The organism is Rhizobium sp. WYCCWR 11152 (assembly GCF_013087615.1).
Classification (GTDB): Bacteria; Pseudomonadota; Alphaproteobacteria; order Rhizobiales; family Rhizobiaceae; genus Rhizobium; species Rhizobium indicum.
In genome coordinates this window covers 462,086-477,719 of the sequence record NZ_JABFCP010000006.1, presented here as the reverse complement: position 1 = coordinate 477,719, position 15,634 = coordinate 462,086, and the positions used below count along the sequence as shown (strand labels likewise).

Annotated in this window: 15 protein-coding genes; 5 read left to right on the top strand and 10 right to left on the bottom strand. The window is 61.1% G+C overall.

The genetic code is table 11. The features are described from left to right. Positions 1–149: 149 nt before the first annotated feature. Positions 150–1,136, bottom strand: a complete 987-nt coding sequence (locus G9X67_RS08270; RefSeq protein ID WP_138330331.1) for a polysaccharide deacetylase — start codon at positions 1,134–1,136, stop codon at positions 150–152. A 120-nt stretch (positions 1,137–1,256) separates the two neighbouring features. Here G9X67_RS08270 and G9X67_RS08265 point away from each other — a divergent pair, with 120 nt between their 5' ends. The 3 genes from G9X67_RS08265 (at position 1,257) to der (ending at position 4,171) form a co-directional block, all read left to right on the top strand. Next, a complete protein-coding gene (locus tag G9X67_RS08265) occupies positions 1,257–1,841 on the top strand; it encodes an NnrU family protein (RefSeq protein WP_138330332.1) in 585 nt (194 codons plus the stop codon). A 206-nt stretch (positions 1,842–2,047) separates the two neighbouring features. Next, positions 2,048–2,731, top strand: coding sequence for a tetratricopeptide repeat protein (locus G9X67_RS08260; RefSeq protein ID WP_138330333.1), 684 nt, complete (start codon positions 2,048–2,050; stop codon positions 2,729–2,731). Between the two features lie 18 nt (positions 2,732–2,749). After that, complete coding sequence (gene der, locus G9X67_RS08255; RefSeq protein WP_138330334.1) at positions 2,750–4,171, top strand: ribosome biogenesis GTPase Der; 1,422 nt, start codon at positions 2,750–2,752, stop codon at positions 4,169–4,171. A gap of 92 nt (positions 4,172–4,263) precedes the next feature. Here the strand turns inward: der and G9X67_RS08250 are convergent, their stop codons facing one another. Continuing rightward, complete coding sequence (locus G9X67_RS08250; RefSeq protein WP_138330335.1) at positions 4,264–4,701, bottom strand: MarR family transcriptional regulator; 438 nt, start codon at positions 4,699–4,701, stop codon at positions 4,264–4,266. A 162-nt stretch (positions 4,702–4,863) separates the two neighbouring features. Here G9X67_RS08250 and G9X67_RS08245 point away from each other — a divergent pair, with 162 nt between their 5' ends. Then, on the top strand, positions 4,864–5,877 hold the full coding sequence (locus G9X67_RS08245; protein ID WP_138330336.1) for an alpha/beta hydrolase: 1,014 nt from the start codon (positions 4,864–4,866) through the stop codon (positions 5,875–5,877). A 6-nt stretch (positions 5,878–5,883) separates the two neighbouring features. Here the strand turns inward: G9X67_RS08245 and G9X67_RS08240 are convergent, their stop codons facing one another. Next, positions 5,884–7,065 (bottom strand): glycosyltransferase family 1 protein, encoded by a 1,182-nt coding sequence (locus G9X67_RS08240; protein ID WP_138330337.1) that lies wholly within the window; start codon positions 7,063–7,065, stop codon positions 5,884–5,886. A gap of 245 nt (positions 7,066–7,310) precedes the next feature. Further along, entirely contained in the window at positions 7,311–8,351 is a 1,041-nt protein-coding gene (locus tag G9X67_RS08235; protein WP_003541898.1) for a glutamine synthetase beta-grasp domain-containing protein, read from the bottom strand. 432 nt (positions 8,352–8,783) lie between these two features. Here G9X67_RS08235 and gstI point away from each other — a divergent pair, with 432 nt between their 5' ends. Beyond that, positions 8,784–8,975, top strand: coding sequence for a glutamine synthetase translation inhibitor GstI (gene gstI, locus G9X67_RS08230; protein ID WP_027664062.1), 192 nt, complete (start codon positions 8,784–8,786; stop codon positions 8,973–8,975). 116 nt (positions 8,976–9,091) lie between these two features. Here gstI and G9X67_RS08225 read toward each other — a convergent pair whose 3' ends face one another. From G9X67_RS08225 to G9X67_RS08200, 6 genes are all read right to left on the bottom strand, one after another. Further along, a complete protein-coding gene (locus G9X67_RS08225; RefSeq protein ID WP_138330338.1) occupies positions 9,092–10,012 on the bottom strand; it encodes a sugar kinase in 921 nt (306 codons plus the stop codon). Positions 10,013–10,142: 130 nt separating this feature from the next. Then, entirely contained in the window at positions 10,143–11,129 is a 987-nt protein-coding gene (locus G9X67_RS08220; protein WP_138330339.1) for an oligopeptide/dipeptide ABC transporter ATP-binding protein, read from the bottom strand. Then, positions 11,122–12,129 (bottom strand): ABC transporter ATP-binding protein, encoded by a 1,008-nt coding sequence (locus G9X67_RS08215; protein ID WP_138330340.1) that lies wholly within the window; start codon positions 12,127–12,129, stop codon positions 11,122–11,124. The genes G9X67_RS08220 and G9X67_RS08215 overlap by 8 nt, the downstream gene beginning before the upstream one ends. Positions 12,130–12,131: 2 nt before the next feature. Next, positions 12,132–13,049: an ABC transporter permease subunit gene (locus G9X67_RS08210; RefSeq protein ID WP_138330341.1), complete on the bottom strand. Its 918-nt coding sequence runs from the start codon at positions 13,047–13,049 to the stop codon at positions 12,132–12,134. Beyond that, the gene (locus G9X67_RS08205) at positions 13,046–13,969 is read right to left on the bottom strand and encodes an ABC transporter permease subunit (protein ID WP_138330342.1); all 924 of its coding nucleotides are present in this window, start codon (positions 13,967–13,969) and stop codon (positions 13,046–13,048) included. The genes G9X67_RS08210 and G9X67_RS08205 overlap by 4 nt, the downstream gene beginning before the upstream one ends. Before the next feature lie 48 nt (positions 13,970–14,017). Then, complete coding sequence (locus tag G9X67_RS08200) at positions 14,018–15,598, bottom strand: peptide ABC transporter substrate-binding protein (protein WP_011653015.1); 1,581 nt, start codon at positions 15,596–15,598, stop codon at positions 14,018–14,020. Between the last annotated feature and the right edge of the window lie 36 nt (positions 15,599–15,634).

The following is a 15,634-nucleotide window of genomic DNA, read 5'->3' as shown; positions in this document are numbered from 1 at the left end:
GGGAGAAGAGACTTGTCGCAACGTCTCGATTCCACCTTCTCCCCGCTGGGGAGAAGGTGCCCGTAGGGCGGATGAGGGGGCGGCACGGTACTGCGTCTCGGTGATCTTCACCGGCAAGTCGCCGTCAATCCTGATGTGGTACTACGCCGTCAGAGGCCTGACGTCTGCAATTTCCCGCGGGCTTCGATCATCGGGATCGCTTCCGAATAGCTGACACAGGCCACATCCGTTCGGCGGCAGACGTCGCTGACCAGCTTGTCGAGCGCCCGCCAATAGGCGCCGCCGTTCATTTCGACGAAGTGGAAGCCGAGCTGTAGCGGGATGCGGGCGCCTGCATATTGCTTGTCGAAAGCCTCCTTGAAGGCGGCATAGGCGCGGTCCTCGAATTCCGCGGAATCGGCCGTATCCTCCTCACCCTTGGAATGGCGGACGAAGAGATTGTAGTCCATGCCGATGATCGGCTTCTCGTTCGGGCCTTCGGGGATCAGCGGCAGGCCAAAGCGGATGATGCCGTCTTCCTCGACAGGCATGGCAGGCCCTTTGGTGACGAGGCTTGCGTCATAGGTGAAGCCCGCCTTCTTTTCGGCGGCGATCATGTCGGCGCCCGCAGTTGCGGCGAGATAGGGGGCGCGAAAGCCCTTGATGCCGTGATCGACCAGATCCTGCCAGCCGGCCGGCTCCTGCAGGCCGACGCTCTTCCAGGCATTCTCAAGCGTCGCGTGGAAGGTGGCGTACTCGGCCGACCAGTCGGCCTCGCTCCAGAGGCGGCCGTCGAAATGGCCGCAGGCATGGCTCGATATGTCGTGTCCTTCGAGATGGGCGTGCCAGATATTGCCGAGGCGTTCGCGGATCTCGTCGTCGCTCTGGGCGAAGCCGACATTGGATTTTCCGCGTTTCTGGTGGGGCGCCTGGTAGGCCTTCTTCGCCGCCTCGTTCATCAGGAAAGTGCAGGAAAGGAAATAGGTGAAATGGGCGCCGTTTTTCGCCGCCATCTCGCGGCTCTTCAGCCAGAGCGCGTTGTCGTGGGCGCCGTCGAAGGAAATGATGACGAGCTGTTTCGGCCGGTCGGCCGCCTCGGCAATTGCCGGAGCGAGGAGCGAAACAGAAAGGCAGGCGGAGAGGAGGGAACGAGACATGGGCACCGCGACAATTTGTTCGCGGTTTCCCTCCGACAGAATTGCGGCGAAGCTGCGGTCGCGCTGGCATTTTCTCGCGCCAGCCGGTAAGCCATGACAAACGGCACGGAAGGATCCGCAATGACATTGCTTATCGTCGGCATCATACTTTTCCTCGGGGTGCATCTGGTGCGAGTGCTGGTGCCGGACTTTCGCCGTTCGATGATCGCAAGCCTCGGCGAGAAGGGCTGGCGGGCGGCCTATTCCATTGCCAGCATCGCCACGCTGATCCTGTTGATCTACGGCTTCGGGCAGGCGCGGCAGGTGACCGGAATGCTCTACAATCCGCCGGTCTGGATGGCGCATATAGCAATCACGCTGATGCTGATCGCGATGATCTGTCTCGTCGCCTCGCTGCTGCCGGCGGGGCATATCGCGGCCAAGACCAAACATCCGATGGTGCTGTCGGTGAAGATCTGGGCGCTGGCGCACCTGCTCGCCAATGGCGAGACGTCGTCGGTTCTGCTGTTTGCCGCCTTCCTCGCCTGGGGCGTCATCTTGCGCGTTTCCCTGAAACGGCGACAGCGGTCAGGCGAAATCACGCTCCGACCGTTCGTCTCGGCCAAATACGACCTCTATGCGATCGTCATCGGCATCGTCGTCTGGGCGCTGATCATCTGGAAGCTGCACGAATGGTTGATCGGCGTTTCGCCGCTCGTCATCTGACCTACGCATAACCCCAAAAATCGATTCCGATTTTTGGAAAGGATTATGCGCGGATTCAAAGTCTTAGAGCGTCCTTAGCGCGTCCTGTCGGACGTGCGGCGCTCTAATCTTTCACATCCCCCTTACAACGGCGGCAAAATGGAGTAGAAGGCCCGACAATATGCGTTTTGCATGGTGTATGGGTATTTCCGCGGCCGGAGACGAGAATGGCATTCAACGACGACAGCTTCATCCGTGAAGTCAATGAGGAATTGCGGTCTGACCAGATGAAGGGCGTCTGGCGCCGGTTCGGCCGCTATATCGTCGTCGTCGCCATCCTGATCGTCGTCGGCACCGCCGGAAAGGTTCTCTACGACTATTGGGACGACAACCGTTCCTCCGGCACCGGCGACCAGTTCCTGGCGGCGATGAAGCTTGCCGACGAAAACAAGAACGACGAGGCGCTGGCCGCGCTCGACAAGCTCGAGAAGGACGGCCATGGCGCCTACCCGGTGCTGGCGCGTATGCGGGCCGCGACCGTTCAGGTGCAGAAGGGCGATGCCGCCGCGGCAATCGCCGCCTTCAACGAGATCGGCAAGGATAATGCCGTTCCAGCCGCCGTGCGCGATGCCGCCAAGATGCGTGCCGGCTGGTTGCTCATCGAGAACGGCGCTTACGAACAGGTTTCGGCGGCGATCGAGGAAATGGCCGTTCCGGGCAACGCCTTCCGTCATTCGGCGCGCGAGGCACTCGGCCTTGCCGCTTACAAAGCCGGCAACATGGCGCAGGCGCAGCAGTGGTTCCAGTCGATCGTCGACGATACCGACAGCCCGCGCAATATTGCCAATCGCGCCCATATGATGCTTGATCTGATTACCGCATCCGGCAAGGCGCCCGCCGCTCAGGGCTGATCGCGTTAAGGACAAGATATGAGTTTCACGGTCGCGATCGTCGGTCGTCCGAATGTCGGCAAGTCGACACTTTTCAACCGGCTGGTAGGCAAGAAGCTGGCGCTTGTCGATGACACGCCGGGTGTGACCCGCGACCGCCGGCCGGGCGATGCGCGGCTGATGGGCCTGACTTTCACGATCATCGACACGGCTGGTCTGGAAGAGGCTGACGCGGAAAGCCTGCAGGGCCGGATGCGGGCGCAGACGGAAGCGGCGATCGACGAGGCGGATCTTTCGCTTTTCGTCGTCGATGCCAAGAGCGGATTGACGCCCGTCGATACCGACCTTGCCGAAATGCTGCGCCGGCGCGGCAAGCCGGTGGTGCTCGTCGCCAACAAATCCGAAGCGCGGGGCTCCGACAGCGGCTTCTATGACGCTTATACGCTCGGCCTCGGCGAGCCGACGCCGATTTCGGCAGAACATGGGCAGGGCATGCTCGACCTGCGCGATGCGATCGTCGCGGCGATCGGCGAGGACCGTGCCTATCCCGAGAAAGAGGATGTGGCGGTTACCGACGTCGACATTCCGCAATCATCGGACGAGGGCGAAGAGGACGAAGAGCCGACCTATGACGATACGAAGCCGTTGCGCGTGGCGATCGTCGGTCGGCCGAATGCCGGCAAGTCGACGCTGATCAACCGCTTCCTCGGCGAGGACCGGCTTTTGACCGGGCCGGAGGCGGGCATCACCCGCGACTCCATCTCGGTCGAATGGGACTGGCGCGGCCGCACCATCAAAATGTTCGATACGGCCGGCATGCGCCGCAAGGCGCGGGTGATCGAGAAGCTGGAGAAGCTTTCGGTCGCGGACGCATTGCGCGCCATCCGCTTCGCCGAGACCGTCGTCATCGTCTTCGATGCGACGATCCCCTTCGAGAAGCAGGACCTGCAGATCGTTGACCTGGTGCTGCGCGAGGGACGCGCCGCCGTGCTCGCCTTCAACAAGTGGGACATGATCGAGGACCGGCAGGCGGTGCTTGCGGATCTGCGCGAAAAGACCGACCGGCTGCTGCCGCAGGCACGCGGCATCCGCGCCGTGCCGATCTCCGGCCAGACCGGCTGGGGGCTCGACAAGCTGATGCAGTCGATCATCGATACCGACAAGGTCTGGAACAAACGCATCTCGACGGCGCGGCTCAACCGCTGGCTGGAGACGCAGCAGATCCAGCATCCGCCTCCGGCCGTTTCCGGCCGCCGCATCAAGCTGAAATATATGACGCAGGTGAAGGCCCGCCCGCCGGCCTTCATGATCTCCTGCACCCGGTCGGATGCGCTGCCGGAATCCTATACGCGCTATCTGATCAACGGATTGCGCGCGGATTTCGACATGCCGAGCGTGCCGATCCGCATCCATTTCCGCTCGCCTGATAATCCGTTCGAAGGCAAGAAGAGACGAACGTAGGGTTCGGGGGCCATTCGTAGTGGGAACACCCCCTCTTCCCGGCAGGGCAGAGGGGGTACCATAAGCACTGTGATACCCAGTCCGGTTAGCAGCTAAACCACGCTTCGATTCAGCGCCTCACGCAGCGCCACGATCTCGGCCTGGAGGCGGGTGAGGTCGACTGCATCGCGACCGCTGGCAGCGGCGATGCAACCCGGGATGCCGATCGCCCTTTCCTTGAGGCGAATGCCTTCGTCGCTCAAGCGGATGACGACGACGCGTTCGTCCTCCCGGCTGCGTTCGCGTCTGACATAACCTGCGGTTTCGAGGCGTTTGAGCAGCGGGGTCAGCGTGCTCGATTCGAGGAAGAGCTTTTCACCCAAGCCGCCGACTGTCTGGCCGTCCTGTTCCCAGAGCGAAACCATCGCCAGATATTGCGGATAGGTGAGACCGAGCGTCTCAAGCAGCGGCTTGTAAACGCGGTTCAGTGCGTGGCTTGCCGTATAGACGGCGAAGCAGATGAAATTGTCGAGCTTCAGCTGATCCTGCATGGGGTTATCTCCAGAACTGATGGAAGTTATATCGCGCGATAAATAATCGTAAGCGATTTTTATGCATGGCTGCTATGCGCAATTTTAAATTGTCCAATAAACAATTGTGCGCGATATAAAAACGGTGTTCAGGACGAACATCGAACCCGAGAGGACAAGACAATGTCGACCATCAAGACCGCAGTTTCCGCAGCAGCACTGCTCGCAGCCTCCGCCGTCGGCGCGCTTGCCGATCCGGTACTCGAACCGACAACGCAGAAATTCATCGACGGGCTTGCCGGCGGCAAGCCGATCTACACGCTGTCGCCGGCCGATGCCCGCAATGTTCTGGCGGGCGCGCAGAAGGGCGACGTGAAGAAGCTTGCCGCCCAGGAAGAGGACAGGGTCATCAGGGCCGGTCCGACAGGCAACATCAAGCTGCGCATCGTCCGCCCGGAACATGCCAAGGGCACGATGCCGGTCATTCTCTATTTCCATGGCGGCGGCTGGGTGCTGGGCGATGCCGATACACATGATCGGCTGGTGCGCGAGATCGCCAACGGCGCCGATGCCGCCGTCGTCTTCGTTGACTACGAGCGCTCTCCGGAAGCCCGCTATCCCGTTGCCATCGAGCAGGCCTATGCTGCGACCAAATATGTCGCCGAACATGCCAAGGAGTTCAAGGTCGATGCCTCCCGGCTCGCGGTCGCAGGCGATAGCGTCGGCGGCAACATGGCGGCGGTGGTGACGCTGCTTGCCAAGGAGCGTGGCGGTCCTGCCATCGACCAGCAGGTGCTGTTCTACCCCGTCACCGACGCCAATTTCAACAATGGGTCCTACAACCAGTTTGCCGATGGGCCGTGGCTGACCAAGGAAGCGATGAAGTGGTTCTGGAACGCCTATCTGCCCGACGAGACCAAGCGCAAGGAGCCGACGGCCTCACCGCTGCAGGCGTCGCTGGAGCAGTTGAACGGCCTGCCGCCGGCGCTGGTCATCGTTGACGAAAACGACGTGTTGCGCGACGAAGGCGAGGCCTATGCCCGCAAGCTCAGCCAGGCCGGCGTCAAGGTCACGTCGATGCGTTATAACGGCACGATCCACGACTTTGTGCTGCTGAACGCGATTGCCGAAACGCCTGCGGCGCGCAGTGCGATTGCGGTCGCGAACGACACGCTTCGCAGCGCGCTTCACAAGTAAAACCAATCAGTCTGCAGACGGGAGAGGCCCGGCGGTTTCGCCGGGCTTTCTGCTTCTTGGAAGTGATTTGGCAAACTGCCAGGCCTTCTTCCATTTCGGCGTGATGACGCCGTTGGCAGCGCGGATATTGTTGATGAACTGCAGCGTCGCCGCTTCCCAGGAATATTGCATGGCAAGCTCACGCGCCTTGCCGCGCGAGGCGGAAAGAGCGGCAAGGCAGGCGGCTTGCAGGTTCTGGTCGAGCGCCCCGACTTCGCTATCCTCGCCGATGATGTCGAGCGGGCCGGTGACCGGATAGGCTGCGACCGGCACGCCCGATGCCAGTGCTTCGAGGATGGTGTTGCCGAAGGTGTCGGTGAGCGAGGGAAAGACGAAGACATCGGCCTGGGCGTAGGTTTTCGCCAGATCCTCGCCGAACTGCACGCCCGCGAAGAAGACGTCGGGATATTGCTTTTCAAGCTCAGCGCGGGCAGGACCGTCGCCGACGACGACCTTGGAGCCCGGCAGATCGAGATCGAGGAAAGCCGGCAGGTTCTTTTCCAGCGCCACGCGGCCGACGGTCATGAAGATCGGGCGCGCCAAGCCGAACGGGGTTTCCTCGAGCGCCATCGGACGGAACTGCGTGGCGTCAATGCCGCGGCTCCAGGGCATGAGGTTGCGGATGCCCTTTTCCGACAGTTCGCGGGCAAGGCTCGGCGTCGCCACCATGCAGCCGGCGCCGCCATTGTGGAACCAGCGAACGAAGGAGTAGAGCCAGCTCTTCGGTATCGGCAGGCGCGCGGAAACGTATTCCGGGAAGCGGGTGTGGTAGCTCGTCGAAAACGGCATGCGGTTTCTCAGGCACCAGCGGCGGGCGGTCAGCCCCAGCGGACCTTCGGTGGCAATATGCACGTAGGACGGATTGTGCTTTTCGATCTCGCGGGCGATGCGGCGGTAATTGGCGATCGACAGGCGGATCTCTGGATAGGTCGGGCAGGGGATGCTGTTGAAGCGCTCCGGCGTCACCATCGAAACCTCGACGCCCATCTTCGCCAGTTCGCGGTTGGTGTTCTCGATCGAGCGCACGACGCCGTTGACCTGTGGGTGCCAGGCATCGGTGACAATCACCAGCCTCTCAGGCAGGTTCCCGGCGGCTGCGGCATTGGCCCAGCTCTCGCCGCTATAAGTGTTTGCCGGACGTTGCAGCATGTCACGATTTCCATCCGCGTCGCAGTGATATGCCAACGCTCAACCCCAAAGCGGGGTTCCGGAACGGCGATTCCCGCTTCTCTATTTTGAGGCATGACCATGATGGAAATATTACAGCCCCTATTGCAGGGATTGCAGGGCTTTCGCCGGCCTGATCGCCCCGATTATGTCAGTGGCTGGCGGCGTTTTTTCATTCGAAAGAAGAAAGTCACGGCGCCGGTCGTGGACCGGCGCCGCCTGGGAGGTCAAGCTGCAGCGGAAGCCGAGCTTGCGGTCGGAACTTCCGAGATCGTCTTCAGAACCTGCGAAGCGATCTGGTAGGGGCAGCCCTGCGAGTTCGGGCGGCGATCTTCCAGATAGCCCTTGTAGTCGTTCTTGACGAAGGAGTGCGGCACGCGGATCGAGGCACCACGGTCGGCAACGCCGTAGGAGAACTTGTTCCACGGAGCCGTCTCGTGCTTGCCGGTCAGGCGCTTGTCGTTGTCAGGACCGTAGACGTCGATGTGGTCCATCAGGTTCTTGTCGAACTGCGCCATCAGCGCTTCGAAATAGGCCTTGCCGCCGACTTCGCGCATGTACTTGGTCGAGAAGTTGCAATGCATGCCCGAGCCGTTCCAGTCGGTGTCGCCGAGCGGCTTGCAGTGATACTCGATGTCGATACCGTACTTTTCGGTCAGGCGCTGCAGGAGGTAGCGTGCCATCCAGATCTGGTCGGCAGCCTTCTTGGAGCCCTTGCCGAAAATCTGGAATTCCCACTGGCCCTTGGCCACTTCGGCATTGATGCCTTCGTGATTGATGCCGGCAGCGAGGCAGAGGTCGAGATGCTCTTCGACGATTTCGCGGGCAACGTCGCCAACGTTCGAATAGCCGACGCCGGTGTAATAAGGGCCTTGCGGAGCGGGGTAGCCCTGCTCAGGGAAGCCGAGCGGACGGCCGTTCTGGTAGAAGAAATATTCCTGCTCGAAGCCGAACCAGGCGTCTTCGTCGTCGAGGATGGTGGCGCGGGCATTCGATGCGTGCGGCGTGACGCCATCCGGCATCATGACTTCGCACATGACGAGAGCGCCGTTGGTGCGGGCCGGGTCGGGATAGATGGCGACCGGCTTCAGCACGCAATCGGAGCTGCGGCCTTCAGCCTGCTGCGTCGAGGAGCCGTCAAAGCCCCAGAGCGGAAGCTGTTCCAGCGTCGGGAATACGTCGAATTCCTTGATCTGCGTCTTGCCACGCAGGTTCGGTACCGGAGTGTACCCATCGAGCCAAATATACTCGAGCTTATATTTTGTCATCGTGACTCTCTCAATGCTACGAAGGTGAGCAAATCCGGAGGTGATCTCGGCGCGCAAGCGCATCCGACCGCCAGGGATGACGCTTTAAAAGCACGTAGCGTGCCAGTTTTGGCGCTATGCGAAAGAAAGATCGCGAATCAGCGTGCCGGCCGATTTTTTCCCTTTTGGAAAATCGGGCTGTTTTTAACGCTCGCAGGCGGTATCGCCCATCAAAACGCAGTTTTTTCATCTGGAACCGGATGAAAATTGTGGCGTTAGGCTGAAATGATGAAGTGTTAAACAAATTATCGGAAGCTTTTAGCCGAGACAGCATGCCGACCGATTACAATTGCAACATTGCCGTTATTTTATGCAATTTGCATAAACTATGTGCACTGTGCTATGTAGATGGTCCTGAAATGTTGATGCGCCGAGCTGAATGGAGGCGATCTCATGCCCACCGGTTTCCATCGTGAATCCGCAACGATCTACCAGTTTCCCGTTAAGGCGATACGAAACGCCAACCGGTTCGAACGCGCCAGGCTGATGGAGCGCGAGGCCGCAGACGTCTGCGATGCTGCGCTCGACAGCTGCTGGTACCATGACGAGGCAGTTCGCGACGCCGATCGGCCGACGAAGTCCTGATTTCCTCTGGCAGATGCCGCCAAGGCGGGGAGCGCTCGCACATGGCGTTCATACTGCGTCAGCATGTGCGGCCTAAAAGCATGTCTCGCTAAGCGAATCTGAAAGATCGCGCCGCTTTAGCCGCCATCCAATCCAAGCTTTTCCCTTACGACCAATGCACCATGTTCGCTGACGACGCGGGCAGCGACCTTTGCTGCGAAGCGGGCGGCGGCAGGTGCATCGCCTGCTTCGAGATATCGTGCGAGAAAAGCGCCGTTGAAGCTGTCGCCGGCGCTGGTCGTGTCGACCACCTTCTCCACCTTTTCGGCCGGAACGAAGGTCTGCTCGCCGGCAAAATTCAGCGTAACACCCTCCGCGCCGTTCTTGACGACGATATGGACGGCACCCAATGCGCGGTAGCGATGGATCGTCGCCTCGATGGAATCATCGCCGAAATGGGCCGCCTCGTCGTCGAAGCTCGGCATGACGAGCACGGAGGAGCGGGCACCTTCGCTGATCGTCGTGTGCATTACGTCGTAGCTCGACCAGAGCCGCGGGCGGATGTTCGGATCGAAGACGACGAGCTTGCCTGCGGCCTTGGCGCGACGGACTTCGGCAAGCAAAGTCTCGGCATCCTCATGCGGCAGTATGGCAAGCGTGATGCCGGAGAAATAGACGACTTCAGCGCTCTCCACCGCCTCGCGCAGGCGGTCCGGATCGGCGGCCAGGCTGCGGGCAGCCGAGCTGTCGCGCCAGTAGCTGAAGGAGCGTTCGCCGTCCTTCAGGTTGATCATGTAAAGGCCCGGCGTCCTGCCCCTGATGCGGCGAATGAGGCTGGTGCCGATGCCCGCCTTGTCGATAAAGGCCGCCATCTCGTCCGACATGGCGTCGTCGCCGAGCGCGGTGAAGTAGTCGACCGACCAGTCGGCGGCAAGGCAGGCGCGGGCATACCAGGCGGTGTTGAAGGTATCGCCGGCAAAGCCCTTGCGCAGCAGACCATCGCCTGCCTGCGAGAGTTCCACCATGCATTCACCGATCGATAGAAACCGTCTGCTCACCTTGTCCTCCCGGCATTGGTCTTCATCCGCTGATACGCGGAGAGTATGAAGGTGGCAAGCGCCTATATTCGGGAATGGAAACCCGCCTTCGCGGGCTAGGCAAAGGCCGCTTGCGCGGCCTTCGTATCACTCATGGCCTGTCCATGTGATAACAGGCGGCCTTCTGGCCGGGGCGGACCTCCTCGGTCGGCGGCATTTCGGTGCGACAGATGTCGGTCGCCTTCCAGCAGCGCGGTGAGAAGACGCAGCCCTTCGGCGGATTGAGCGGCGAGGGCGGGTCACCCTGCAGGCGGATGCGGGTGCGCAGGCGCGCCAGCTTCGGATCCGGGATCGGCGCGGCGGAGAAAAGCGCCTGCGTATAGGGATGAGCGGGGTGATCGAAGACGGTAGCACAACTGCCTGCTTCCACCACCCTGCCGAGATAGAGCACCAGCACATCGTCTGAGATCAGGCGCACGACGGAGAGGTCGTGGCTGATAAAGATCAGCGTCAGGCCGAATTCCTTGCGCAGCTTGCGCAGAAGCGTGATGACCTGACCCTGGATCGAGACGTCGAGGGCCGAAACCGGCTCGTCGCAGATGATGAGCTTCGGTTTGGTGATGACTGCGCGCGCGATGCCGATGCGTTGCGCCTGGCCGCCGGAGAATTCGTGCGGATAGCGGTTGATCATTTCCGGCACCAGGCCGACGGCGGTCATGATCTCGCGGACACGTTCGGTGCGCTCGGCTCTCGTAAGCTTCGGCTCGAAGACGGTGAGCGGCTCGGCGATGATGTCTCCAACAGTCATGCGCGGGTCGAGCGAGGCGATCGGATCCTGAAAGATGATCTGCATGTCGCGGCGGGCGGCGCGCATTTCCTCGTCCGAAAGGTCGAGAAGGTTGCGTCCCTGCCAGAGGATGCGGCCCTTCTGCGATTTCAACAGCCGCAGGATGGAGCGGCCGAGCGTGGATTTGCCGCAGCCGGATTCGCCGACAATGCCGAGCGTGCGGCCTTCGCTGAGGTCGAAGCTGACATTGTTGACGGCGGTGAGAAAAATCGGCGGCTTGAAGAGGCCTTTCGCCGGCAGTTCGAATTGGGTCGTCAGGTTCTCGACCCTCAGAAGCGATCGTTCAGCCATGATTCAACAGCTCCTCGCGACGCGGGAAGGGGTGGTAGCATGCGGCACAATGGTGCGGCGCCAGGGTTTCGAGCGGTGGCGGGCGGTCGATGCAATCGTCCTGGACCTGCGAACAGCGCGGCGAGAAATTGCAGCCCTTCGGCAGGTGCTGCAGGTTCGGCGGACGCCCGGGGATGACGACGAGGTCGTCGACATCCTGGTCCGGCCGCGGGATCGAGGCATGCAGTGCCGCGGTATAGGGATGGGCGGGGTTGTCGAAGAGCTCGTCGACAGGCGCCTCCTCGACGATGCGGCCGGCATACATGACGGCGACGCGGTCGGCGAGGCCGGCAACGACGCCGAGGTCGTGGGTGATCATGATCAGGGCCGTGTTCATCTCCGCCGTCAGGTCGTTGAAGAGATCGAGGATCTGCGCCTGGATGGTGACGTCGAGTGCGGTCGTGGGCTCGTCGGCGATCAGAAGCTTCGGCCTCGTGAGCAGCGCCATGGCGATGACGATGCGCTGGCGCATGCCGCCGGAGAGCTCATGCGGGTAGAGGTGAAAGCGCCGTGTCGGGTCGGGGATGCCGACACGTTTCAGCATGTCGAGCGCTGCGGCGGATGCGGCGCGCGCCGTCAGGCCGCCGTGCACCTCGAGCTGTTCCGTCAGCTGCCGGGAAATCTTCAGCGACGGATTGAGGGCGGTCATCGGGTCCTGGAAAACCATCGCCATGTCCTTGCCGCGGATCTGGTCGAGTTCGCGCGGTTTCAGCGCCAGCACGTCCTTGCCTTCGAGCAGCGCCTGTCCCGTCGTTTTGCCGTTTTTGGCGAGCAGGCCCATGATGCCGAGGAAGGTCTGGCTCTTGCCGGAACCGGATTCGCCGACGATGGCGATGCGCTCGCCGCGCTTGACCGTCAGGTTCATGTTGGAGACGGCCTTGACCTCTCCATCAGGCGTCTTGAAGGTGATCGAGTAGTCTTTGAGTTCGAGAAGGGTGTCTTTTTGTGTTTCTTGGGACATTCTTATCGATCCTTCGGGTCGAACGCGTCGCGCAGGCCGTCGCCGATGAAGAGCAGGCTGAGCAGCAGGGCCACGAGGAAGCTCGCCGGGAAGACCAGCAGCCACGGCATGCTTTCCATGGCATCGGTTCCCTCGGCGATCAGCGTGCCGAGCGAGGTCAGCGGTTCCTGCACGCCGAAGCCGAGATAGGAAAGGAAGCTTTCGGTGGCGATGATTTCAGGCACCGTCAACGCTGCGAAGATGACCACGGGTCCGACGAGGTTCGGGATGATGTGCTTGATGATGATCTTGAACGGCCGCTGCCCGGATGCGCGGGCCGCTTCGATGAATTCGCGATGCTTGATCGACAGCGTCTGGCCGCGGACGATGCGGGCCATGGTCAGCCATTCCAGCGCGCCGATCGCGGCAAACAGCAGATAGACGTTGCGGCCGAAGATCACCATCAGCAGGATGACGAAGAGGATATAGGGAAGCGCGTACATAATGTCGACGAAGCGCATCATGATCGCATCCAGCCTGCCGCCGACATAGCCTGAGACCGCACCGTAGAGAACGCCGATGAAGACGGAGACGACGGTCGCCGTCAACGCCACGGCAAGCGAGACGCGAGTGCCGTAAAGGACGCGAGCGAGAAGGTCGCGGCCGTTCGGGTCGGTGCCGAAATAGTGGCCGGTCTCGATCGAGGGCGGTATGCGGAAGGCCGCCCAATCCGGATCCTCATAGTTGAAGGGAATGAACCAGGGGCCGAGGAAGGCGGCGAGGATCAGAACCGTCAGGACAACGATCGACAGGACGGCCGCCTTGTTGCGCCCGAGTCGGCGCAAGGCATCCTTGGTGAGCGAGCGGCTTTCGGGCGCAAGGCCCTCCGCCTCCAGAAGCTCCTGGGCAAGCAGCTCGCGTTTTGCGGGGTTGAGGATCATCGGTTTCTCACTTTCGGATCGAGCCACGCATAGGCGATATCGACGAGAAGATTCAGGAACACGATGAGCACCATGTAGAAAATGACCGTGCCGAGAACCATGCCGTAATCGCGGTTCAGCGCTGCGTTGACGAAATAGCGGCCGATGCCGGGCAATCCGAAGATGCTTTCGACAACCAGCGAGCCGGTGAGAAGGTAGCTTGCCGCCGGTCCGAGATAGGAGACCACAGGCATCAGCGCGGGCTTCAGCGCATGGCGCATGACCGTCAGCCGGGGGCCGATGCCTTTGGCCTTGGCGGTGCGGATGAAGTTCTGGTTCATTACCTCGATCATCGAGCCGCGGGTGATGCGCGAGATACGGCCGGCATGCGGCAGGGCTAGAACGACGATCGGCAGGATGAGGTATTTGATCGAGCCGTCACCCCAGCCGCCGACCGGAAACCACGCAAGATGGATGCCGAAGACGAGCTGCAGGATGGGCGCAATCAGGAAGTTCGGCAGTACGACGCCGATCAGGATGAGCGCGCCCAGAATATAATCCGGCGCCTTGTTCTGATAAAGCGCCCCAAGACAGCCGACCGCCACGCCGACAATGATGGCAATCAGGAAGGCAGCCGTACCGATGGTGAAGGTGTAGGGCAGACCGATCATGATCTGCTGGGCGACGGTGAAGTCTTCGCTGGCGAAGGACGGGCCGAGATCGCCTTGGAGCAGGTCACCGACATAGATCAGGTACTGCTGGATGAGCGGCTTGTCGAGATTGTAGTGGATAGCAAGGTTTTTCAAGATCACCGGCGGCAATGGCCTTTCGCCATCGAAAGGGCCGCCGGGGGCAAGGCGCAAAACAAAAAAGCAGGCTGTGACGGCGATCCACAGAACGGGGATCGTCGATAGCAGGCGACGGAGGGCGTATTTGATCATGATCGTGGGCCGGTCCTTTCCGCAATGCGCGGAAAGGACCGTTTTCCCTTACTCTTTCATCGACAGCCAGCGGGTGCGGTGGATGTCCTGGATGTTGTCGACGAAGCCTTCGATCTTCGGCGAAACGACATTCTTCGAGACGTAGTAGTAGATCGGCAGGGCGGCGGATTCATCGAGCGCCAGCTGTTCGGCCTTCTTGAAGATCGCGGCACGCTTGGTGAGATCGGTCTCGGCGTTACCTTCCTTGATCATCTTGTCGTACTCGGGATTCGACCAGCGGCCGTAGTTCATCTGGACGCCTGTCACCAGGAGGTTCAGGAAGTTGTCCGGGTCGTTGTAGTCGGCGAGCCAGCCCGCGCGGCCGATTTCGACCTGGCCACGCTGCATCTGGTCGTAATGCACCTTGGTTTCGGCATTGACGAGCTCGACATCGACGCCGAGCGGCTTCCACATGGAAGCGATGGCGACGGCGATGCGCTTGTGGTTGTCGTTGGTGTTGTAGCTGAGGACAGCGTGAAGCGGCTTGTCCGGACCGAAACCGGCTTCGGTCAGAAGCTTCTTGGCTTCGGCGACCTTCTCGCTATAGGGCAGGTCCTTCCAGCTGACATAGGCCGGCTCGCCGTAATTCGCCGTGCCCGGCGGAACCCATGAATAGGCCGGCAGTTCGCCGGTGCCGAGGATCTGCGGGCCGATCACTTCACGGTTGATCGCCATGGAGAGAGCCTGGCGGACGCGCTTGTCGCTGAAGGGCGGCTTCTGCGAGTTGACGACGTAATAGTAGAGGCCGGAGAAGGGAGCGACATGCGCCTGGCCAGGCAGGTTCTTCTTCATCCACTCGTACTGGTCGGTCGGGAAGTCGGTGAGGATGTCGAACTCGCCGGCGCGGTAGCGCTTCAGTGCGGCTTCCTGGTCTTCAAGCACGAAGAACTTCGCGCCATCGATCTTCAGGTCCTTGGTGTCGTACCACTGGTCGTTCTTGACCGTCGTGACATGCGAGCCCGGAACCCATTCGACCGGCTTGTAAGGGCCGTTGGTGACGATGTTGCCGATCTTGACCCAATCCTGCCCCTTCGCCTCGACGACATGCTTCGGCAGCGGATAGGCGGTGTAATGCATCAGGGCATTAAGGAAATAAGGGGTGGAGTTTTCGAGGGTGATTTCGAGCGTCTTGTCGTCGATCGCCTTGACGCCGAGCTGGTTGAGATCGGTGATCTCGCCCTTGTTGATCTTTTCGGCGTTCTTGATGGTGAATTGCAGATAGGCATAATCGGCGGCATTCTTCGGGTCGACGAGGCGCTGGAAGGCGAAGACAAAGTCTCCTGCCGTTACCGGCTGGCCATCGGACCACTTGATGCCGTCGCGAAGCTTGAAGGTGTAGACCTTGCCATCAGGCGAAATCGTCCAGCTTTCAGCCTGGCCGGGGATCGGATTATCCTTGGCGTCCTCAGTGACGAGGCCTTCGAAAATGTCGCCGGCGATACGGTTCTCCCAGTCGCCGGAAAGCTTCTGCGGATCGAGCGACTGCGGGTCGCCACCATTGTGAATGTTGAGCGTGGCCGCATGGGCCGAAAACGCCAGCAATGTGCCAAGCATTGCAGAGGCGAGAAATTTTTTCGCGAAATGGTTCATGGTGGGTCCACCTTTCTAGGCTTTTCGCCTTTATTA

Excerpts from the sequence above, each read along its gene's own strand:
- G9X67_RS08250 (WP_138330335.1), bottom strand. The coding sequence starts at position 4,701 with ATGCAGGATCAGCTGAAGCTCGACAATTTCATCTGCTTCGCCGTCTAT.
- G9X67_RS08215 (WP_138330340.1), bottom strand. The coding sequence starts at position 12,129 with ATGTCCCAAGAAACACAAAAAGACACCCTTCTCGAACTCAAAGACTAC.
- G9X67_RS08200 (WP_011653015.1), bottom strand. The coding sequence starts at position 15,598 with ATGAACCATTTCGCGAAAAAATTTCTCGCCTCTGCAATGCTTGGCACA.
- G9X67_RS08205 (WP_138330342.1), bottom strand. The coding sequence starts at position 13,969 with ATGATCAAATACGCCCTCCGTCGCCTGCTATCGACGATCCCCGTTCTG.
- G9X67_RS08260 (WP_138330333.1), top strand. The coding sequence starts at position 2,048 with ATGGCATTCAACGACGACAGCTTCATCCGTGAAGTCAATGAGGAATTG.
- G9X67_RS08265 (WP_138330332.1), top strand. The coding sequence starts at position 1,257 with ATGACATTGCTTATCGTCGGCATCATACTTTTCCTCGGGGTGCATCTG.
- G9X67_RS08210 (WP_138330341.1), bottom strand. The coding sequence starts at position 13,049 with ATGATCCTCAACCCCGCAAAACGCGAGCTGCTTGCCCAGGAGCTTCTG.
- G9X67_RS08235 (WP_003541898.1), bottom strand. The coding sequence starts at position 8,351 with ATGACAAAATATAAGCTCGAGTATATTTGGCTCGATGGGTACACTCCG.
- gstI (WP_027664062.1), top strand. The coding sequence starts at position 8,784 with ATGCCCACCGGTTTCCATCGTGAATCCGCAACGATCTACCAGTTTCCC.
- G9X67_RS08240 (WP_138330337.1), bottom strand. The coding sequence starts at position 7,065 with ATGCTGCAACGTCCGGCAAACACTTATAGCGGCGAGAGCTGGGCCAAT.
- G9X67_RS08270 (WP_138330331.1), bottom strand. The coding sequence starts at position 1,136 with ATGTCTCGTTCCCTCCTCTCCGCCTGCCTTTCTGTTTCGCTCCTCGCT.
- G9X67_RS08245 (WP_138330336.1), top strand. The coding sequence starts at position 4,864 with ATGTCGACCATCAAGACCGCAGTTTCCGCAGCAGCACTGCTCGCAGCC.
- G9X67_RS08220 (WP_138330339.1), bottom strand. The coding sequence starts at position 11,129 with ATGGCTGAACGATCGCTTCTGAGGGTCGAGAACCTGACGACCCAATTC.
- der (WP_138330334.1), top strand. The coding sequence starts at position 2,750 with ATGAGTTTCACGGTCGCGATCGTCGGTCGTCCGAATGTCGGCAAGTCG.